Consider the following 17,245-nt stretch of genomic DNA (forward strand, 5'->3'; position numbering starts at 1 on the left):
GCAAGGACGCCATCGAAGCGATGGCACGGATGCCAGGCAACACCGGCAAGGATGCCGACGCTCTTTAGTTTCAAACCGCTTCAAGAACAGGCAGCGATGAACCGGCCTTAACGGTTCAGAGGGTTGGCAACTGGCCCGGGTGTGCAGCGTAAAGCACCAGAAGCAGTTATCCGGCAGACAGGGATCGTGGTCGGAAAAACATTGAGGAAAGAACCGTACCGCGCCAGTAGCGCCGAAAGTTCGAGGAAATCATTACTGAAAAGCCCGGGCAACCGGGCTTTTTGGAATGCCTACCTATAAATGGAATTACCCAACACCCGGCACTGCGCCGGTAATGCTCAGCCAGGAGGCGTGACATGACAAACGAGCAGCAAGCGTTAGCGGAAATGCCTATCTGGTTGGTGATCGCACTGGCCCTGATCGGCGGTGTCTCCGGAGAAATGTGGCGCGCCGACAAGGAGGGCGCCCGCGGTTGGTCGCTGGTGCGGCGCCTGGCCCTGCGTTCCGGGGCCTGCATGGTGTGCGGGGTATCCGCCCTGATGCTGTGCTACGCCGCCGGGATGTCGATCTGGACGGCCGGCGCCATTGGCTGCCTGACCGCCATGGCCGGTGCCGACGTGGCCATCGGCCTTTATGAACGCTGGGCGGCCAAGCGCATCGGCGTCAACGAAGGCCCAGGCCGGGACCCGCAGTAACCGTTGCAAGGACGCTACGTAAATGACACTCATCGAAAAACCTTCCCAACTGCCCCAGGCCATCAACGAGGCGTTGCGCGTTGCCTTTCCGAATCTGAAGGTCGGCAATCATCAGGACTTCCAGGGCACCTCGGATAACACCGGCGTGTTGATCACGGTCGAAGGCAATGGCCCGGGCATTCGCTCCCGCGAAGGGCGCAAGGCCCACGCCCTGAGGATTTCACTCAAGGCCATGGTAGCTCCGGGTGCCTTGCCCTTTGATGCCTGCGACCTGGCCAGCCAACTGATGGACCTGGTACTGGATAACCGCTGGAACCTGCCGCAGGAGCAGTGCGACCTGCCGAGCAATATCGTCGCTGCGCCCTCAATAGGCACCACCGCAGAAACGGACTACGACACCTGGACCGTCAGCTTCACCCAAACCCTCTATATCGGACCGCCGCTGCTCAACGATCCCACAGGCCAACCGCTGTTCGCCTGCACTTGGGAAGTCTCGAACATCGACGACCCCGACCAATACAAGCCGCTGGCGGAGTAGCCCATGTTCGACGCGCTGTTACGCATGCAACTGGGACCGATCGTCGAACGACTGGCAGAAATGGAGAGCCAGCTCGAAGACCTGTATCGACGCGCCGAAAGTTTTTGCCGCATCGGCGTGTGCCAGGAGGTCGACGCCGCCAGCAATACCTGCAAGGTCAGCCACGGTGAACTGCTCACGCCGGCGATCCGCTTTTTCAACCCCAGCGCCGGTGCGCAGACGGAAACCCGCATCCCGTCAGTGGGCGAACAATGCTTGCTGCTCAACTACGGCGGCGGGGAGGGCGGGGCACAATCGGTGGCGTTATTCGGCTTGAACAGCGACCGTTTTCCGCCGGTCTCAAGCGTTCCGACACTGACCCGGCGCCGCCATCAAGACGGCACACAAAGCGACTACGACGACGCCAGCCACACCTTCAACTGGGTCAACGGCCCGACTACGTTCATCGGTTCCCGTGAGCAGGTAGACGTCAAGGTCGGCACCGCCAGCCTGACGATGAGCGTCGAGGCCATCACGCTGCAAGTTGGCGGTACAAGCCTGTTGCTGGACGCCGGCGGTGCGCACTTCAGCGGCTCGGTGGTGGACCACCAAGGTCGAGTCATCAGCCCCTGATAAGGACATCCCATGATCGGAATCGATAGAAACACCGGGGCGGCGGTCGATGACTGGCTGCAATTCGTCCAGCGCGCCACCCGAGCGCTGACCACTCCCTTGGGCACTCGCCAGAAGCGTCCGCTGTACGGCTCGATGATCCCGCAACTGCTCGGGCAAAACCTCGGCGATGACCTGCTGATTCTCGCCCAGAGCCATGCCGCCCGGGCGTTCTACAACCCGCAGAACGGCATCGCCGACTTCGAACCGCAAGTCATCGTCGCCAACCGCCAGGGCGCCGGCCTGTTGCTGCGCTTCGCCGGCACCTGGAAAAACCGCAAACAAACCTTCGAGGTGGTGACATGAGCATGCTGATACCTGGCCAGAACCAGTTGGCTGAGCCAGCGATCATTGCCGTCGATGAGTTCGAGCCGCTGTTGGCGGAGTTCAAGGCGTTTGTCGTTGATTACGTCGCCACTCGTGCGCCGGAAAATGCGGCCAAGCTGAAGGTCAGCCTGGAGAACGAAAGCGAACTGCTGACGCTGGCATTGGAGGCATTCTGCGTTCGCCTGCAGACCCACGAGCGTAAATACAACGCCCGCATCAAGCAGATGCTGGCGTGGTGGGCCACCGGCAGCAACCTCGACGCACGCCTTGCCGACATGGGCCTGGAGCGTCAGGTGCTCGACCCTGGTGACCCGGCGGCTTTCCCGCCCGTGCCGCCGACGTTGGAGAGCGACGACGACGCCCGGTTGCGTTATTACCTCGCGCCTCACGCTCCGGCGGCGGGTTCGCGGATGCAGTATCGGCGGGAGGTTTTCACCCTCGGTGAACGTCCATCAGTGAAAGTGCAAAGTGCTACGCCGGGGGTGGTGACGGTCACTTATACCTTCGACCCCGACGGTTACGCGGCGCGGGTCAAGGATGGCAACGGCCGTCGCACTGCGCCCGGTGAAGTGATGGTCACAGTCCTGTCCCGAGACGGGGATGGCACACCTTCTGCTGATCTGCTCGACGGTGTACGCCGGCATTTCGCCCGGCCTGATGTGCGACCGGAAACGGATCTCGTCTCGGTGCAGGGCGCACAAATCCTGCGTTACAAAATCCGCGTGGTGGCAAAGATCAACGCCGGCCCGGACTCCGGGCTCACTCAAGTCGCTGCCCAGAAACTGCTGCAAGACTATGCAGAGTCTTGCCATCGCCTGGAAGGGCGGGTGGACCCGAGCTGGATCGACTACGCCATCCACTCGGCGGGCGCTGCGCAACTGCAAATTCTTGAGCCGCTGGAGCCGATCGTCACCACGGCATTCCAGGCCCCGTATTGCACGGGCGTCGAGGTGGAGGTGCGCACGCTATGAACGAGCCAAAAGGCAGCTTGCTGCCCGCCAACAGTTCGCCGTTGGAGAAGGCACTGGACTTGGGTTTTGGACAGTTACTCGACCGAGTCACACCACCCTTTCCCGCCTTGATGAACCCGCTGCAAACGCCGGTTGAGTTCCTTCCCTACCTGGCCGCTGATCGCGGCGTCAGTGAATGGGACGCCGCTGCCAGCGAGTCGGAGAAGCGCCTCACTGTGGCCTTGTCCTGGCAGATCCAACGTCAGGCCGGTACGCCCAAGGCGCTGAGCTATGCGGTCGAATCGCTGGGGTTCACCCCCAATATCAGCGCCTGGTACCAACAGCGGCCAATTGGTCTGCCTTACACCTTTGATGTGCAGGCAATCATCGGTCGCAGTTGGTCCAGTGGCGATCACAACCGTTTGATCCGCCGCATCAACGCGGCCAAGAGCGAGCGGGACCTGGCCACCATCACCATCGTGCACGAGACCTCCCAGGGTTTACGTGTCGCTGCAGCCGCTGATCCAGGGTTGAGCATCGGCGATGAGAGCCAGCCCGGGGCGTTACCCGAGGTGAAGCTGCACGGGGTACTTGCTTGTAGCAGCGTGGCGCACACACCGCTCAGTGATGGCGAGTTGCAGCTGTGCGGCGTACTGCCTGAATTCGGGCTGGCGGCCCGGCTTAACAGTGCCGGGGTAGCCCGGCACTACACCATTAACGACTACGACCTCAGGGCGCAGCCATGACAGATGAAATTACACGCCTGGTGCGCTTCACCTCCAAGGGATTGGATGAAGTGCTGCAGGCAAAGAACCAGGGCTTGAAAGGCGAAATCACCCACATTGGCGCCGGTACTGGCCGCTACAACCCCGACGGCACCGAAGTGGCCCTGCGTGACGAGCGCCAACGGGTCGCCATTGTGGACTACGAGGACTTGGGCGACCGACAACTCAGGATGGCCGCGCTGTTTGATGGCGAGGCTGAGTATGAGATAGGCGAGTTCGGTTTTTACCTCGCCAGTGGAACCTTGTTGGCGGTGTATTCCGTGGCGGGGAAGTTGCTGACGTATAAAGCGGCTGCGGCTCGGGTGCTGCAGAAGTTCACGTTGGATATTTCGCCGTTGCCGGCGGACAGCGTGACGATTGTGGTGGGGAGTGAAAATCTGAATGTGTTGTTGGTCGATGAGCTGGCGACATTGGCCGCTGCCAGTGTCGATAATATGGCCAGGGGGGTCGGGCTCTTGCTTCGTGTGATGCAACTTGAGAGTAAAGATAGCGCTTTTTAGATGTAAGGTTTATTTGGTTTTGACCAGTGAGGTTTTACTAAGTGATCAAAGAAGATAAGGAGATCGTATTTTGAGTACAGAACAGCAACTTGCTGCAGTCGTCAACGCAGCGAATAGTCTTACCAACGTAGTTACTGGCAAGGTCGGGGAAATTGATAAAGCGATTGCAGAAGCTCGGCGCGCCTATGATGCACAATTGCTGGATCTTAAAAGCCGCTTGCCAAGGCTTGCGGTGACTAAAAATTTCAATTTGTATCCCAGTGCTGACGGAAAGTTGATCGATAATTGGGGGATTCATGGGGAGGTTACGTGCAATAAGCTTCGTTCAATCACCACCGTCTCTCAAGCCACTGGCCGTCCGCAGGCTGATGTAGATTTCATGCTTCAAGTTCAAGCAGACGTGCGTGAGCAGTTTCCGGGCTTTGATATCAGGGCCAGTGAATATTGGCGAACTATTGTAAACGTTTGGCAGTTGAAATGGGCAACCGCAGACGTCAGTCCCTGGCTCGCTTTTCCTTATACGGTTGACACGGCGCTTGCTAATGGCACAGGCGCGGTGCCACTAAATTCATATATCACATTGGGCGCTTTTGTCCGTGTCTTGGAGGGGTCAATTTCCGGTGCATGGAGTGTAGGGGCAGAAAAGGGTAAGTGGCGCTGGTGTTCGACGGTTGTCGCCCCCACTGAACTGTTTGGCGCCTATTATCACCTTCATCCAATGCGCACTTCCGCTTCCGGTATTGTCGAAGTGATGTTGGCAGGTGCGTGCACCGGTGTGGTAACCAGTCCCGGCGACTGGGGAACTATGTTGGCTTTGAGCTAAGGAGAAATCATGAAACCAATTTTTGTGCCTGCTGAACTTCATCCTCTTATTAAGTGGCAAGTAATTCGTAGCGCTCGTGATCAGGATCTATCCGCAAGTGATTATGCGGCTATGCCCGACTATCCAATGTTGGATAAAAATAAAGCGACATTCGTGGCCTACCGCCAAGGGCTGCGAGATATTCCTGATCAAGGGAGCGATCCTGATGCCGTCGTATGGCCCCCTAAACCTGAGTTTCTGAAGTAACCCACCGCGAAAGCGGTTTTTTTTCGCCCGCCCAAAGCCCCTCTCGCAGGGGCTTTTTGCGTTTTTCACCCGGAGAATTCCACTCATGTTTAACCGCCAAACCTACACCGTCCTCATTCCATTCCCCACCGGCAACGGCCACTGGTCTACCGCCGGCCAGGAACTGGAACTGCTGGACGTCGAAGCATCCGCCCTGCGCACCGCTGGCCGTCTGGAACTCACCAGCGTCCTCAACTCCACTCCCAAGAAGGCTGAATAACCATGGCTGAGGTTTTGAACTTCGAGCACAACGGCATCACCGTGAATGCCACCGAATCCCCCGAGGCCATGGGTGGCCTGGGCGATAACGTCATCGGCCTGGTGGGCACTGCCCCCAACGCCCACGCGTCGATCCCGAAAAATGCCCCGTTCCGCATCAACAGCTTCACCACCCAGGCGCTGCTGGACCCTACCGGCGCTGAAACCGGCACGCTGTTCCACGCCGTGTACCAGATCCTCAAAGTGGTCAAGGTGCCGGTCTACGTGGTGATCGTCGACGAGGGCACCACCCCGGCCGACACCCTCAATAACGTAATCGGCGGTGAAGAGCCGGTCACCGGCCGCAAACTGGGCCTCGCCGCCCTGGCCAGCGTCCCCGAAGACCTGACCATCATCGGCGCCCCGGGATTCACCGGCACCAAAGCCGTGGCCGGCGAATTCGCCTCCTTCGGCAAACGCATCAAGGCCCGTGTGGTGCTGGATGGCAAGGACGCAACCGTCGCCGACCAGGTGACCTACAGCGGCGAACTGGGCGGTGCCGACCTCGGTTTCGACCGTTGCCTGCTGGTGCACAACATGCCGTCGGTGTACTCCAAGGCCGCGAAGAAAAATGTGTTCCTGGCCCCGTCGTCCCTGGCCATCGCTGCACTGGCCAAGGTCAAGCAGTGGGAAAGCCCGGGCAATCAGGTGACCTTCGCCGAAGACGTTTCCCGCGTGGTTGAGTACAACATCCTGGACACCTCCACCGAAGGCGACCTGCTCAACCGCTACGGCGTGAGCTACTACGCCCGCACCATCCTCGGTGGTTTCTCGCTGCTGGGTAACCGCTCCATCACCGGCAAGTTCATCAGCTACGTGGGTCTGGAAGATGCGATCAGCCGCAAGCTGGTCAAGGCCGGCCAGAAAGCCATGGCCAAGAACCTCACCAAGTCGTTCATGGACCAGGAGGTCAAGCGCATCAACGACTGGCTGCAAACCCTGGTGGCCGACGAAACCATTCCTGGCGGCAGCGTGTACCTGCACCCGGAATTGAACAGTGTCGAGAAGTACAAGAACGGCACCTGGTTCATCGTCATCGACTACGGCCGCTACGCGCCGAACGAACACATGATTTATCAACTCAACGCCCGCGATGAAATCATCGAGCAGTTCCTGGAGGACGTTCTCTAATGTTTACCAACCGAATCAGACAGGCCATGGCGGCCACCCTCCAAGGCCTGCCGTTGTCGGCGACGGTCACCTCGTTCGCACCGCCGAAGATTGAGTTCGATATGGAGCTCATGACCGGCGGGCGCTTCATCGCCGAAGAAATGGCCAAGGGCGCCAAAGCGCTCAACGCCACATTGGAGCTGCAAGGCGCAGGTCCGGAAATCATGCTTGCTCTGGGCGTGCGCCTGGGCGACGACATTTTGCTGAACGTGCGCGAAGCCGGTCAGGACCAGGACGGCAAGACTTACTTCACCTACCACACCATCGGCGGCAAGTTGAAAACGCTGACCGAGACAACGCTGAAGATGGGCGAAAAACCCGCCATCACCCTGGAGTTCTCCTGCCGCACCTACAACCGCCTGGAAAACGGCATCCCGGTAATCGACATCGACGTGCGCACCCAGAAGTTCGTGCTCAACGGCGTCGACATTCTCGGCGATGCCCGCCGCGCGGTACTGATGCCGTAAGCCCCCGGGAGCGGGTTTTCCCGCTCCCATACTTCATCAAGGAATTGATTCATGGCCTGGATGCCTCCGATGCACATCCTGTTGTCGCCGATCACCGCCGATACCGGCGCGACGGTCGAGCAGATTCAACTCAAACCGTTGTTCTACGCCGCGCAAAAAGACGCGCTGGCCCGGGCTGGTGACGATGAGGACGACCAGTTTTTCGAACTGGCGAAACTCGCCACCGGCCTGTCGGAAAAAGAGCTCGACCAGCTCAAACGCCCGGACTACGTGACCATCGCGCAATACGTGCATGACATGTCGACCCGCCCGGCCTCGTTCTTCCTGGACGAGTCCCGCGAGCCTGGCGACTCCAGCATCACCGAACAGGTGAAGCTGCTGCTGCCGCTGAACGCAGCGGGCCGAACCCTGACCGACGTGACCCTGGAAATGCCTGCCCTGCGCGCCACCAAAGTGATGAAAAAACTCACCACGGCCAAGGAGCGCGCCGAGTTCATCACTGCCCATTGTTCGGGGCTGATGATCCCCGACCTGGCGGGCCTGACCGTGCCCGACTGGACCGAACTGCAGGAGCGCATCGACGATTTTTTAAATCAACCGGCGGCCTTCTTTCGGAGCGCGACATCGAAGTAATCCTCGACGTCGTGCCGCTGGTTTACTCGGTGAACGAAGCGGAAATCCTGGACTGGGAAGTCGGAAAAGCATTGCGCCGCTACGACATCGCGATCACTCGCCTTGGCGTCAAACAGGAGTAGAGCGGGATGCAGATTAACTATGCGCTGGCATTTGCCGGGCAAACGTATGACCGAGGGCTTTCGGGGGACTTGTCACCGGCTGCCGAGGATTTGACCGGGCCTTCCTCCCTGGAAGCGGTGCCTGCCGCACTGATGGATCTTAGCTTGGCGCTGGCCAGTGCCAGCCTCGAAATTAACGGCCTGACTCTGGAGCAGGTGCGGCTGCGCGAGACCCTCGAATCGCTCAACAGCACGTTGTTCATTAACGGCCACTCGCTGGAGACCAAGACGGTCGATGTCGCCGCTGGTGCGCCGAAGAACGAGCAAAAGGACCCAGCAACAGCCTCCGATTCCTGGGTGGACAAGGGGCTCAAGGCCGGGGCCGATATCGGGAAGGATTTGGGTTCGAGCCTGTTGGATACGGTCAAGACCCGAGTGATCGGCAATCTGGTCGATGTGACGTTCGGCAAGATTCCCGGAGTAGGGAAACTGTTCAAGGACGGGGGGCTTGATAAAGACAAGGACAAGGGCGGCGACAAGCAATGTTGCCCTGGCACCGCCGGCCCACTTGAAACGGCGGCCGCACAGCTACCCGAAAGCGTTGGAGAGACGGTCCGCAAGAAAGGCAAAGCTCGCACCCCCGGGAATAGGAAGAAGCAGCGCGTCAAGCTTCCCACACCCGGCCAAACGATTCCGCGTGAATCGAAGGCAACCGTCGATAGCAAAGCCGCGGATCTCAAACCTCTTCATCTTCCCGCCTCGGCAAATGCCGCGCCCCAGCTCAATGCGATGGGCCAGCCGCTTGTTCCGCTCTCTGCCAAACAGGCCGCCCAGGCGTCGACCAACCTACCTGGTAATTCGTTTGCCTCCTACGCGGCGCCGTCGGCAAACCGCCGTGTGGCGCGCGGTGCAGGCAAAGGCCTGGCCGCGAGTTTATCGGGAGCGTTTGCCAGACTGGAATCGGTAGGCACTCGCCGCCTCGGCCCGTTGAAGTACGTCGACACCGCCATGGATGTGGTGCAGGGCGTGCGCAATGGCGACGCAAAAGCGGTCGCCTCCGGCCTCAGCACTGCCGGCGGCGCCTGGGCGGGAGCCTCCGCCGGCGCCGCTATCGGCACCCTGATTTTTCCCGGTGTCGGCACTGCTGTCGGCGGCGCCATCGGTGGTTTGCTGGGCAGCGAGGCGGGAACCTGGCTCGGTGACAAGTTGTTCGGCCCAAGTGATCGTCTGCCATCACCCAACACGGTAAGCAAGGAACTCAGTAGCGCCAGCACCGACAACCTGCAGATCACCATCGCGCCAAGCATTCAGATCACCGGTGTAAGTCTTGCCGACGCCCAACCCATCATCGATGGCGTGATTCAGGCGCTGCAATACCAAACCTTACCGATACTGACCGACGCCTTGAGCGTGCGGCGTAACGCATCGCTGACTGATTTAAGGGGATATGCCTGATGCGACAGCAAATGGTACTGGGGGATTTTATTTTCGGGTTGTCGCGCGGGTTTGCCTATTCCGGTCTCAACCGCCTCACGGACGGTGGCTGGGCGAATCTGGAGATTATTGCCAGCAAGCCGCAGTCGCGGCAGAAAGGGCAAAACCTGGAAAAGCTCACGTTCACAGGTAAAGCCGCGTACGCCGTGGGCATGCAACGACTGGACGAGCTGCGCGCCCTGCAGAACGGTCGGGCGCCGCTGCCATTGGTGGACGGTATCGGTCGTAACTGGGGACTGTGGCGCATCACCTCGGTCACGGAAGATCAGTCCTGTGTGATCGATGACGGCACCGCTCTGGTGATCGGCTGGACACTGGTGCTGGAGGAGTTCGTCAATGCGTAGAGTGCGAAGTATTGCCGGTGACTCGGTCAACCTGCTGCTCTACCGCGAGCTTGGCCGCTGCGATGACAAGGCTGAAGAAAACCTCTGGCGCTTGAACCCCGACCTTGCCGAGCAAGGTCCGGTCTTGCCGGCGGGTGTTTGGGTAATCGTGCCCGAAGTGGAGTCGCGACCGGCTGCGGTGCGTCCGGTGTCGGCCTGGGATTAAGGAGGTTTCATGGCAATGGGATTTACCCCGATCGTCGAGTTCTACGGCGCCAACGCAGCCCTGCTCAACGAGCGAATCATGCAGTGGAGCCATACGGATACCACCGGTATTGAATCTGACCAGTTGGAACTCACCCTCAACATCGAAGGCCTGGAAGGCTTGCCGAGCCTGAGCGGGAAGATCGGTTTTCGGGCGGGCTACCTGGAGACGGGGCTGGTGGAAAAGGGCGAGTTTGTGGTTACCCATCTAACGCCGTTCCTGTTTCCCATGCGCCTGGTGGTGGGAGCCACCGCAGCTCCGTTCAGTGTGCAGGATCAAACCGGCTATCGGCAGCGCCGGTCTGCCAGTTACGGGCCGACGACCCTGGGGGCGCTGTTCCGCCAACTGGTGACCCGCCACGGCTTTTCACCCCGTGTTGCACCGAGCCTGGAGGGTATTTTCATTCCCCATATCGATCAGTCCAATGAAAGCGACATGGCCTTTATCACCCGGCTTGCCGGGAAGTACGGTGGGGTCAGCAAGCCCTTCAACGAGCTGTATGTATTGGCTGACAGCGGGCAGGTTAAAACGCTTTCTGGCCAGATGCTGCCGGAGGTAAAACTCTCCGTGACCCAGAACAACCGCCCCGGCGACCAGGCATTTATCAGCGCCAAGTTTGAGGAGAAAGCCCGCGCCAAATACGCAGGTTGCCAAACCAGTTGGTGGGATGCGGCGGCAGGCAAGCTGCGGGTAGTCCAGGTCGGGGTTGCCCCGTTTACCGTCCTGCGCCAGCGCTATCAGAGCGAAAATGAAGCCCGGGTGGTGGCGGAGCGCGAGTTGGGCCGGGCCAGCCTTAAAGGACGAACGCTAACCATTGATTGCCCAGGTAACCCATTGCTGGCGGCCGAAGGCCTTTTGCTGCTGGACGAGACTTGGCCGACGTACATGCAAGGACGGTGGTCGATCAAAACGGTGACGCATACCGGGGTGCCGAAGACGGGCTATCGCAGTTCGATTGTCGCCAGTGGTTTGACGGTCTAGCCGCTCCCCCTTTAACCAAGCCCGCTCCCGAGCGGGTTTTTTATTGCCCGGTGACCCCCATGAAGATCACCCCGTTACTGACTCACCTGCGTGATCACTGCCCCGGTTTCAACCAACAGGTGCACGCGGGTCTCGATCTCGATGCCCTGCAAACCCTGCCCGGTGCACCCGCTGCGGTCGTTACGCCGATCACTGACGCAGCCACCGCGAACAGTTCGCAAAACACCACCCGGCAAACTATCCGCGAGCATTTTGGCGTGGTGCTGGTACTCGACCTGGTGGACGGCCAACAAGCCCTAACCATGGACCAACTCCACGCCCTGCGCGCCGAAGTCTGGCGCGCCCTAGTGGGATTCAAGCCCGAGCGCTTCTACGAGCCCATCCAATACGAAGGCGGCGACTGGCTGCTGCTGACGAACACCCGCGGGCTCTACCGGCTGCGCTTTTTCGCCGAGTTCCAATTGGGACGCAACCTCAGCACACAGCCAGCGGAAACCTGGCTCGAGCTTGAGCTGGACGCTCTGCCGTCCTTCAACGGGGTGACGGTGCGGGTCGATGCCATCGACCCGGCCGACCCCAATCTGCAACGCCCAGGCCCCGACGGGCGCCTGGAAATGACGTTTTCTGCCGAGGTAAAACCATGAGCAAACGCATCACCGTACTGCCGGTTGCCGGCCGTGCCGTACCTGACCCGGAGGCGGGCGATCTGTTGCCGGCCGAAGGCCGCGAAGTCCCGGACAACGCCTGGTGGCGTCGACGTCTGGCCGATGGCGACATCACAACCAAAGCCGTCAAGGCGGCAAAACCACAGGGAGCCAAATAATGGCGATTGGATTCAGTCATATTCCGGCGGACATTCGTGTGCCGCTGTTCTACGCCGAGATGGACAATTCGGCAGCCAATAGTGCGTCGTCTGCCCTGCGCCGGTTGATCGTGGCCCAAGTCAACGACAACGTCACCAGCCCGGAAATCGGCAGCCTGGTGCTGGTGTCGAGCGCGGCCATGGCCAAGCGTATCGGTGGCCAGGGTTCGATGCTGGCGTCGATGTACGAGACGTTCCGCAAGAGTGACCCGGTGGGCGAGATCTGGTGCCTGCCGCTGCACAGCACCGAAGGCAGCGCGGCCAAGGCCGAGCTCAAGCTGACCGGCACCGCCATCCAAGGTGGCATTCTCAACCTGTACGTCGGTGGCACCCGTGTTCAAGCCACCGTGATCAATGGCGCGACCGCTGCCGTTGCCGCCACCGCCCTGGCACTGAAAATCAACGCCAGTGCCGACCTGCCGGTCAGTGCGGTAGCCGCCGATGGCACCGTCACCTTGACCGCCAAATGGACCGGTGACAGTGGCAACGACATCAGCCTGCAACTCAACCGCCTGGGCCAGAGCAACGGTGAACAACTCCCTGACGGCCTGACCGCTGTCCTCGGCAAAATGGCCGCGGGCGCCGGTGTACCGGACCAACTCGCGGCGCTGGCTGCGCTGGGTGACGAGCCGTTCGAGTTCATCTGCATGCCGTGGGCCGACACCACCAGCCTCAACGCCTGGCAAGCGGTGATGGATGACAACAGCGGTCGCTGGTCCTGGGCCAAGCAACTGTTCGGCCACGTGTACACCGCCAAGCGCGGCACCATCGGCACCCTGGTGGCGGCCGGGCAAGGGCGTAACGACCAGCACGTGACCATCCAGGCCATGGAGCCGGGCGTACCACAACCGTTCTGGCTCCAGGCAGCCGCCTTGGCCGCACGCACGGCGGTATTTATCTCCGCCGATGCCAGCCGTCCGACCCAAAGCGGCAGCCTGCCAGGCCTCGACCCGGCGGACGCCAGCGAGCGCTTCACCCTGACCGAGCGCCAATCGCTGCTCAACTACGGCATCGCCACCGCTTACTACGAAGGCGGTTACGTGCGCATTCAGCGGGCGATCACCACCTACCAGAAGAACGCTTTCGGCCAGGCGGACAACTCCTACCTGGACAGCGAAACCCTGCACCAGTCGGCCTTTATCGTGCGCCGTCTGCAAAGCGTGATCACCAGCAAGTACGGGCGCCACAAACTCGCCGCAGACGGCACGCGTTTTGGCGCCGGCCAGCCGATCGTCACCCCGAGCACTATCCGCGGTGAGCTGATCGCCCAGTACGCCAAGCTGGAACTGGAAGGCCATGTGGAAAACGCCGAGCTGTTCGCCGAGCACCTGATCGTCGAGCGCGACAGCCAGGACCCGAGCCGGGTCAACGTGCTGTTCCCGCCGGATTACGTCAACGGGCTGCGGGTGTTTGCGCTGCTCAACCAGTTCCGCTTGCAGTACGACGCGGCGGTATAAGCCCCGCGCTTTTCGCAACTGATTCCAGCCCGCCGAGTGCGGGCTTATTTTTGGGAGAAACATCATGGGTCAACTGATTGCGGGCACCTGCTACGTCAAAGTGGACGGCGCTCAACTGACCATCAACGGCGGCTGCGAAGCACCGTTGATGGCCGTCAAGCGGGAAACCGTGGTGCCGGGTTTCTACAAGGAAACCGACATCACCCCGTCCTTCAAAGTCACCGCGCTGCACACGCCGGACTTTCCATTGAAGCAACTGATCGCCGGCACCGACATGACCGTCACCTGCGAATTCAACAACGGCAAGGTCTATGTGCTGGCCGGTGCCTACCTGGTGGAAGAGCCGGTGGCCAAGGGCGACGACGCCGTGATCGAGCTGAAATTCGAAGGCATCAAGGGGACCTGGCAATGACCGATACGGTGAAGCTGCAAGTGGCCATCGAGGCCCACGGCGAGCCACTGACCGAACTCACCCTGCGCCGCCCGACGGTGCAGGAGGTACGGGCGATCAAGGCGCTGCCGTACAAGATCGACAAGGGCGAAGACGTGAGTCTCGACCTCGACGTGGCCGCCAAGTACATCGCGGTGTGCGCGGGCATTCCGCCGTCGTCGGTCAACCAGCTCGACCTGGTGGACTTCAACGCGCTGAGCTGGGCCGTCGCCGGTTTTTTCATGAGTGCGGCGCAGGCTCCGTCGCCGAGCTGATTGCGGTGGCCTACGACCTGGCCTGGTTCTGGAAGGTTGACCCCGAACAGATGCTGGCCAGGCCTTTGGATACGCTCCGGGAGTCCCTGGAGCATGCGCAACGGATCAATGCGATGCAGCAGGTGCAGTGATGGCAGAAGCTCAGAAAGTAGAAAGTACCGCCGTGCGCCTGACCGGGATCGACCAGCTGTCGCCCAAGCTCGCTGCGCTTCAGGCCACGGTCGGGCGCTTCAGGCAGAACCTGGAACAGACGGGCCTCGGCAAGCTGGATATCGCCGGTTTGGTGAAGGGCGGCGGGCTGGCGGCACCGTTTGTCAGCGGTATCAAATCGGCGTTGGCGTTCATGGCTGAGGTCGGCGAAGTGAATGCCGCCGTGGGGCAGGGCGTTACCGAAACGGCGGCGCAGGGCCTGAAGGATTTCAACGCCTCGTTGGACAAGGTATCAGTGGCTTTCGGTACCGCGCTGTTACCCGCCGTCACGGCGGTGGTGGTCGGGCTGGAGCCGTTGCTGACCTCGGTGGCCCAAGTGCTTACCGAGAATCCGCAGCTGGTGCAGGGCCTCGCAGCGGGTGCAGTGGCGTTTACCGCCATTCAAGCGGCTGTCACCGGCGTGTCCCAGGCGCTGGGGCTGATGCAACTGGTGCTCAGCGCCAACCCGATAGTGTTGGTGGCCGTGGGCATTGCCGTGGCGGCGGGATTGATCGTCGCCAACTGGAAGCCGATTTCGGCGTTTTTTGTCGGGCTCGGCGAGCGGGTCATGGCGGCGATTGGAACGATGGGCGAGTTTTTTCAGACGGTCTTTGCGTTTCGTCCGCTGGAACAGGTGATGCGCTTGTGGGGGCCGATCACAGGCTTTTTTGCAGGGTTGTGGACGTCGCTGAAGGTGATGGCGCAGCCCCTGGTCGGCTTTTTCACCACACTGTTTTCCTGGTCGCCAATGGGTTTGATCGTCAACAACTGGACGCCGTTGAGCGGCTTTTTTGCGGCCCTCTGGGACTTGCTCAAAGCACTGAGTGTGCCGGTGGTCGAGTTCATGAAAAGCCTGTTCAGTTGGTCACCCCAAGGGCAAATCATTGCCAACTGGGGTGTGATCAGTGAGATGTTTGCGGCGATCTGGAGTGACTTCAAACTCACCGCGCTGGCGGCTTTTACCATCGTCAGCAGTTACTTCGATTGGTCGCCCCTGGACAAGATTTCTGCCGTCTGGGGTAGCGTCAGCGGCGCATTTGCCTCGATCTGGAGTGATCTCAAGTTGCAGGCCCAGGACGCCTTTGTGGTTCTGAGTGGCCTGTTCGACGATTGGCATCCGATGGAGCAACTTGAAGCCATGTGGGCCCCGGTACTGAGTTGGTTCACGGCGCTGTCGGAGAAGCTTGCGGTGATCACCGCGCCGATTCGCAAGTTGTTCAACGGTGGGCTGGGTGAAGTGATCAACCAGGCGACCGGCAGTGTGCTGGAGTTGACCACCGAGCAACAGGAACGCAATGCCGAAAGCGCGCGCAATCCCTCCTGGTTCCGCAAGGGGCCTGGCTTGGTATCACCCTTGGCGTCCAGCTCCAGTTCGCTGCTGCAACAAACCGCTGCCAACAACCGCACGCAGCTCAACGGCGACTTGCGGGTGAGCTTCGACAACGCACCGGCCGGCCTGCGGGTCTACCAGCCCAGAACCAACCAGCCCGGCCTGAGTGTCACCCCACGTGTCGGCTACCGTTCCCTGTCCCTTGGAGGCTCCAATGAGCTGGCGTGATCGTTTGTTGCCGGCGTCGTTTCGTGGCGTCGGGTTTTGGGTCGACCAGGCAAAAGTCCCGGTCGGCAAGAAGGGCCAGTTGCACGAATACCCTCAGCGCGACCTGCCATTTTTTGAAGGGCTGGGCCAACAGTCCAGAGTGCATGAGCTGACGGCATTTATAGTGGGCGAGGACTGTCTCGAGCAACGCGACAAGTTGCTCAAGGCCCTGGAGGAGGGCGCCGGCGAGCTGGTGCACCCGTGGCTTGGCCGGTTGCAGGTCAAGGTCGGCGAATGCGAGATGACCCAAACACGCCAGGACGGCGGGCTGGTGACCTTTGCCCTGAAGTTCTATCCCGACGAACCCTTGAAGTTTCCCACTACGGCGGTCAATACCCGCCAGCTGTTGCTGGTGTCAGCCGACAGTTTGCTGGGGTCGGCGGTGCTGCGTTTTGAGCAGGCCGTCGCACTGGTGAAGCAGGCGAGGGTGGGTATCCAGGCGTTGCGCAATGGCCTGGCAGAGGTTTACCAGGTGATTGAGCAGCAGTTTGCCCCACTGATTCAGTTGTATGGCGACCTGAATGCCTTGGTCAAAGCCATCAAGGAAGTGCCCAAGGAGCTGAGCGCCGAGTTCAAGGGCTTGCTCGGTGATGTGAAGGAGTTGAAGGCATTTGCCCGCAGCGGCTATCGCGGCATGCTGGCCAACCTCTCGCAGCAGGTGGAAGCGGCTCGGAATATCGACGTGCCAAAGCTGACTACCGGTAAGGACAGCGTGGCCGCCGTGCAGGCCACTGCCAACCTGGTACAGGACGCGTTGTGGGTGAAGATCGCCCATTGGCTGGCGGACGTACCGGTGGCGACCAAGGCGGTGACCCTAAGCACCACGCCGTCCCTGGCGCAACAGGCGGCACAGCCGGTGCAGCGCCGCGAAGTGCCGGTGGCTGACGATGTGCTGGTGCTGCGTGACCTTCTGAACGAAGCCATGTGGCAAGCCGCATTGAAGGCCGACGCCGGGCACTACGTTGCGCTGAACGACCTGCGCCAACAGATGTTCACGCATCTGACGGCGGTGGCATCGTCCGGTGTACGGCTGGTCAACCTGACGCCAATGCGCAGCATGCCGGCCTTGCTGTTGGCGTATCAACGTTTCGGTGACGCGACGCGAGTGGGCGAGGTGGTGCAGCGCAATCGGGTGGCCCATCCGGGCTTCCTGCCACCGGCGGACCTGCAAGTGGTCAGGGAGTAACCC

25 protein-coding genes are annotated in these 17,245 nt (G+C 60.8%); all 25 read left to right on the forward strand.

Translation table 11 applies throughout. The features are described 5' to 3' along the window. Positions 1–356: 356 nt before the first annotated feature. The 25 genes from D109_RS0129790 to D109_RS0129915 all read left to right on the forward strand — a co-directional run bounded on the left by D109_RS0129790 (position 357) and on the right by D109_RS0129915 (position 17,242). Positions 357–695 carry a phage holin family protein gene (locus tag D109_RS0129790; RefSeq protein ID WP_017480135.1) on the forward strand — a complete coding sequence of 113 codons (339 nt, stop codon included), beginning with the start codon at positions 357–359 and terminating at the stop codon, positions 693–695. A 22-nt stretch (positions 696–717) separates the two neighbouring features. Then, complete coding sequence (locus D109_RS0129795; protein ID WP_017480136.1) at positions 718–1,233, forward strand: hypothetical protein; 516 nt, start codon at positions 718–720, stop codon at positions 1,231–1,233. A gap of 3 nt (positions 1,234–1,236) precedes the next feature. Further along, entirely contained in the window at positions 1,237–1,845 is a 609-nt protein-coding gene (locus tag D109_RS0129800) for a phage baseplate assembly protein V (RefSeq protein WP_017480137.1), read from the forward strand. A gap of 12 nt (positions 1,846–1,857) precedes the next feature. Beyond that, positions 1,858–2,190: a phage baseplate protein gene (locus D109_RS0129805; protein WP_017480138.1), complete on the forward strand. Its 333-nt coding sequence runs from the start codon at positions 1,858–1,860 to the stop codon at positions 2,188–2,190. Beyond that, complete coding sequence (locus tag D109_RS0129810) at positions 2,187–3,182, forward strand: baseplate J/gp47 family protein (RefSeq protein WP_017480139.1); 996 nt, start codon at positions 2,187–2,189, stop codon at positions 3,180–3,182. Before D109_RS0129805 ends, D109_RS0129810 begins: the two co-directional genes overlap by 4 nt. Beyond that, complete coding sequence (locus D109_RS0129815; RefSeq protein ID WP_017480140.1) at positions 3,179–3,907, forward strand: phage tail protein I; 729 nt, start codon at positions 3,179–3,181, stop codon at positions 3,905–3,907. Before D109_RS0129810 ends, D109_RS0129815 begins: the two co-directional genes overlap by 4 nt. Continuing rightward, positions 3,904–4,446, forward strand: coding sequence for a hypothetical protein (locus tag D109_RS0129820; protein ID WP_017480141.1), 543 nt, complete (start codon positions 3,904–3,906; stop codon positions 4,444–4,446). Before D109_RS0129815 ends, D109_RS0129820 begins: the two co-directional genes overlap by 4 nt. 70 nt (positions 4,447–4,516) lie before the next feature. After that, positions 4,517–5,269, forward strand: a complete 753-nt coding sequence (locus D109_RS0129825; protein ID WP_017480142.1) for a hypothetical protein — start codon at positions 4,517–4,519, stop codon at positions 5,267–5,269. A 9-nt stretch (positions 5,270–5,278) separates the two neighbouring features. Further along, positions 5,279–5,515, forward strand: coding sequence for a tail fiber assembly protein (locus D109_RS1000000133490; RefSeq protein ID WP_026078306.1), 237 nt, complete (start codon positions 5,279–5,281; stop codon positions 5,513–5,515). An 85-nt stretch (positions 5,516–5,600) separates the two neighbouring features. Beyond that, positions 5,601–5,774: a hypothetical protein gene (locus tag D109_RS1000000134695; protein ID WP_017480144.1), complete on the forward strand. Its 174-nt coding sequence runs from the start codon at positions 5,601–5,603 to the stop codon at positions 5,772–5,774. Between the two features lie 2 nt (positions 5,775–5,776). Beyond that, the gene (locus D109_RS0129840; protein WP_010170109.1) at positions 5,777–6,943 is read left to right on the forward strand and encodes a tail protein; all 1,167 of its coding nucleotides are present in this window, start codon (positions 5,777–5,779) and stop codon (positions 6,941–6,943) included. Then, positions 6,943–7,449 (forward strand): phage major tail tube protein, encoded by a 507-nt coding sequence (locus D109_RS0129845; protein ID WP_017480145.1) that lies wholly within the window; start codon positions 6,943–6,945, stop codon positions 7,447–7,449. Before D109_RS0129840 ends, D109_RS0129845 begins: the two co-directional genes overlap by 1 nt. A 51-nt stretch (positions 7,450–7,500) precedes the next feature. Next, a complete protein-coding gene (locus tag D109_RS0129850; protein ID WP_017480146.1) occupies positions 7,501–8,082 on the forward strand; it encodes a phage tail assembly protein in 582 nt (193 codons plus the stop codon). 128 nt (positions 8,083–8,210) lie between these two features. Continuing rightward, positions 8,211–9,638 (forward strand): hypothetical protein, encoded by a 1,428-nt coding sequence (locus D109_RS0129860; protein ID WP_017480148.1) that lies wholly within the window; start codon positions 8,211–8,213, stop codon positions 9,636–9,638. After that, the gene (locus tag D109_RS0129865; RefSeq protein WP_017480149.1) at positions 9,638–10,021 is read left to right on the forward strand and encodes a phage tail protein; all 384 of its coding nucleotides are present in this window, start codon (positions 9,638–9,640) and stop codon (positions 10,019–10,021) included. The genes D109_RS0129860 and D109_RS0129865 overlap by 1 nt, the downstream gene beginning before the upstream one ends. After that, positions 10,014–10,226: a tail protein X gene (locus D109_RS0129870; protein ID WP_017480150.1), complete on the forward strand. Its 213-nt coding sequence runs from the start codon at positions 10,014–10,016 to the stop codon at positions 10,224–10,226. The genes D109_RS0129865 and D109_RS0129870 overlap by 8 nt, the downstream gene beginning before the upstream one ends. A gap of 9 nt (positions 10,227–10,235) precedes the next feature. Beyond that, the gene (locus D109_RS0129875; RefSeq protein WP_017480151.1) at positions 10,236–11,246 is read left to right on the forward strand and encodes a contractile injection system protein, VgrG/Pvc8 family; all 1,011 of its coding nucleotides are present in this window, start codon (positions 10,236–10,238) and stop codon (positions 11,244–11,246) included. A gap of 59 nt (positions 11,247–11,305) precedes the next feature. Next, positions 11,306–11,890: a hypothetical protein gene (locus tag D109_RS0129880; protein ID WP_017480152.1), complete on the forward strand. Its 585-nt coding sequence runs from the start codon at positions 11,306–11,308 to the stop codon at positions 11,888–11,890. Continuing rightward, positions 11,887–12,069, forward strand: coding sequence for a DUF2635 domain-containing protein (locus tag D109_RS0129885; RefSeq protein ID WP_017480153.1), 183 nt, complete (start codon positions 11,887–11,889; stop codon positions 12,067–12,069). The genes D109_RS0129880 and D109_RS0129885 overlap by 4 nt, the downstream gene beginning before the upstream one ends. Continuing rightward, entirely contained in the window at positions 12,069–13,565 is a 1,497-nt protein-coding gene (locus D109_RS0129890; protein WP_017480154.1) for a phage tail sheath subtilisin-like domain-containing protein, read from the forward strand. The genes D109_RS0129885 and D109_RS0129890 overlap by 1 nt, the downstream gene beginning before the upstream one ends. Positions 13,566–13,629: 64 nt before the next feature. After that, positions 13,630–13,977, forward strand: a complete 348-nt coding sequence (locus D109_RS0129895; protein ID WP_010170089.1) for a phage tail tube protein — start codon at positions 13,630–13,632, stop codon at positions 13,975–13,977. Beyond that, positions 13,974–14,270, forward strand: a complete 297-nt coding sequence (locus D109_RS0129900; RefSeq protein ID WP_017480155.1) for a phage tail assembly protein — start codon at positions 13,974–13,976, stop codon at positions 14,268–14,270. The genes D109_RS0129895 and D109_RS0129900 overlap by 4 nt, the downstream gene beginning before the upstream one ends. Positions 14,271–14,275: 5 nt before the next feature. Then, entirely contained in the window at positions 14,276–14,401 is a 126-nt protein-coding gene (locus D109_RS1000000135105; protein ID WP_010170085.1) for a hypothetical protein, read from the forward strand. Then, on the forward strand, positions 14,401–16,017 hold the full coding sequence (locus tag D109_RS0129910; RefSeq protein WP_017480156.1) for a hypothetical protein: 1,617 nt from the start codon (positions 14,401–14,403) through the stop codon (positions 16,015–16,017). Before D109_RS1000000135105 ends, D109_RS0129910 begins: the two co-directional genes overlap by 1 nt. Further along, on the forward strand, positions 16,004–17,242 hold the full coding sequence (locus D109_RS0129915; RefSeq protein WP_017480157.1) for a DNA circularization protein: 1,239 nt from the start codon (positions 16,004–16,006) through the stop codon (positions 17,240–17,242). Before D109_RS0129910 ends, D109_RS0129915 begins: the two co-directional genes overlap by 14 nt. Positions 17,243–17,245: the final 3 nt, after the last annotated feature.

Source organism: Pseudomonas sp. PAMC 26793 (assembly GCF_000313235.1).
Taxonomy (GTDB): domain Bacteria; phylum Pseudomonadota; class Gammaproteobacteria; order Pseudomonadales; family Pseudomonadaceae; genus Aquipseudomonas; species Aquipseudomonas yamanorum.

Excerpts from the sequence above, each read along its gene's own strand:
- D109_RS0129790 (WP_017480135.1), top strand. The coding sequence starts at position 357 with ATGACAAACGAGCAGCAAGCGTTAGCGGAAATGCCTATCTGGTTGGTG.
- D109_RS0129795 (WP_017480136.1), top strand. The coding sequence starts at position 718 with ATGACACTCATCGAAAAACCTTCCCAACTGCCCCAGGCCATCAACGAG.
- D109_RS0129800 (WP_017480137.1), top strand. The coding sequence starts at position 1,237 with ATGTTCGACGCGCTGTTACGCATGCAACTGGGACCGATCGTCGAACGA.
- D109_RS0129805 (WP_017480138.1), top strand. The coding sequence starts at position 1,858 with ATGATCGGAATCGATAGAAACACCGGGGCGGCGGTCGATGACTGGCTG.
- D109_RS0129810 (WP_017480139.1), top strand. The coding sequence starts at position 2,187 with ATGAGCATGCTGATACCTGGCCAGAACCAGTTGGCTGAGCCAGCGATC.
- D109_RS0129815 (WP_017480140.1), top strand. The coding sequence starts at position 3,179 with ATGAACGAGCCAAAAGGCAGCTTGCTGCCCGCCAACAGTTCGCCGTTG.
- D109_RS0129820 (WP_017480141.1), top strand. The coding sequence starts at position 3,904 with ATGACAGATGAAATTACACGCCTGGTGCGCTTCACCTCCAAGGGATTG.
- D109_RS1000000133490 (WP_026078306.1), top strand. The coding sequence starts at position 5,279 with ATGAAACCAATTTTTGTGCCTGCTGAACTTCATCCTCTTATTAAGTGG.
- D109_RS1000000134695 (WP_017480144.1), top strand. The coding sequence starts at position 5,601 with ATGTTTAACCGCCAAACCTACACCGTCCTCATTCCATTCCCCACCGGC.
- D109_RS0129840 (WP_010170109.1), top strand. The coding sequence starts at position 5,777 with ATGGCTGAGGTTTTGAACTTCGAGCACAACGGCATCACCGTGAATGCC.
- D109_RS0129845 (WP_017480145.1), top strand. The coding sequence starts at position 6,943 with ATGTTTACCAACCGAATCAGACAGGCCATGGCGGCCACCCTCCAAGGC.
- D109_RS0129850 (WP_017480146.1), top strand. The coding sequence starts at position 7,501 with ATGGCCTGGATGCCTCCGATGCACATCCTGTTGTCGCCGATCACCGCC.
- D109_RS0129860 (WP_017480148.1), top strand. The coding sequence starts at position 8,211 with ATGCAGATTAACTATGCGCTGGCATTTGCCGGGCAAACGTATGACCGA.
- D109_RS0129865 (WP_017480149.1), top strand. The coding sequence starts at position 9,638 with ATGCGACAGCAAATGGTACTGGGGGATTTTATTTTCGGGTTGTCGCGC.
- D109_RS0129870 (WP_017480150.1), top strand. The coding sequence starts at position 10,014 with ATGCGTAGAGTGCGAAGTATTGCCGGTGACTCGGTCAACCTGCTGCTC.
- D109_RS0129875 (WP_017480151.1), top strand. The coding sequence starts at position 10,236 with ATGGCAATGGGATTTACCCCGATCGTCGAGTTCTACGGCGCCAACGCA.
- D109_RS0129880 (WP_017480152.1), top strand. The coding sequence starts at position 11,306 with ATGAAGATCACCCCGTTACTGACTCACCTGCGTGATCACTGCCCCGGT.
- D109_RS0129885 (WP_017480153.1), top strand. The coding sequence starts at position 11,887 with ATGAGCAAACGCATCACCGTACTGCCGGTTGCCGGCCGTGCCGTACCT.
- D109_RS0129890 (WP_017480154.1), top strand. The coding sequence starts at position 12,069 with ATGGCGATTGGATTCAGTCATATTCCGGCGGACATTCGTGTGCCGCTG.
- D109_RS0129895 (WP_010170089.1), top strand. The coding sequence starts at position 13,630 with ATGGGTCAACTGATTGCGGGCACCTGCTACGTCAAAGTGGACGGCGCT.
- D109_RS0129900 (WP_017480155.1), top strand. The coding sequence starts at position 13,974 with ATGACCGATACGGTGAAGCTGCAAGTGGCCATCGAGGCCCACGGCGAG.
- D109_RS0129910 (WP_017480156.1), top strand. The coding sequence starts at position 14,401 with ATGGCAGAAGCTCAGAAAGTAGAAAGTACCGCCGTGCGCCTGACCGGG.
- D109_RS0129915 (WP_017480157.1), top strand. The coding sequence starts at position 16,004 with ATGAGCTGGCGTGATCGTTTGTTGCCGGCGTCGTTTCGTGGCGTCGGG.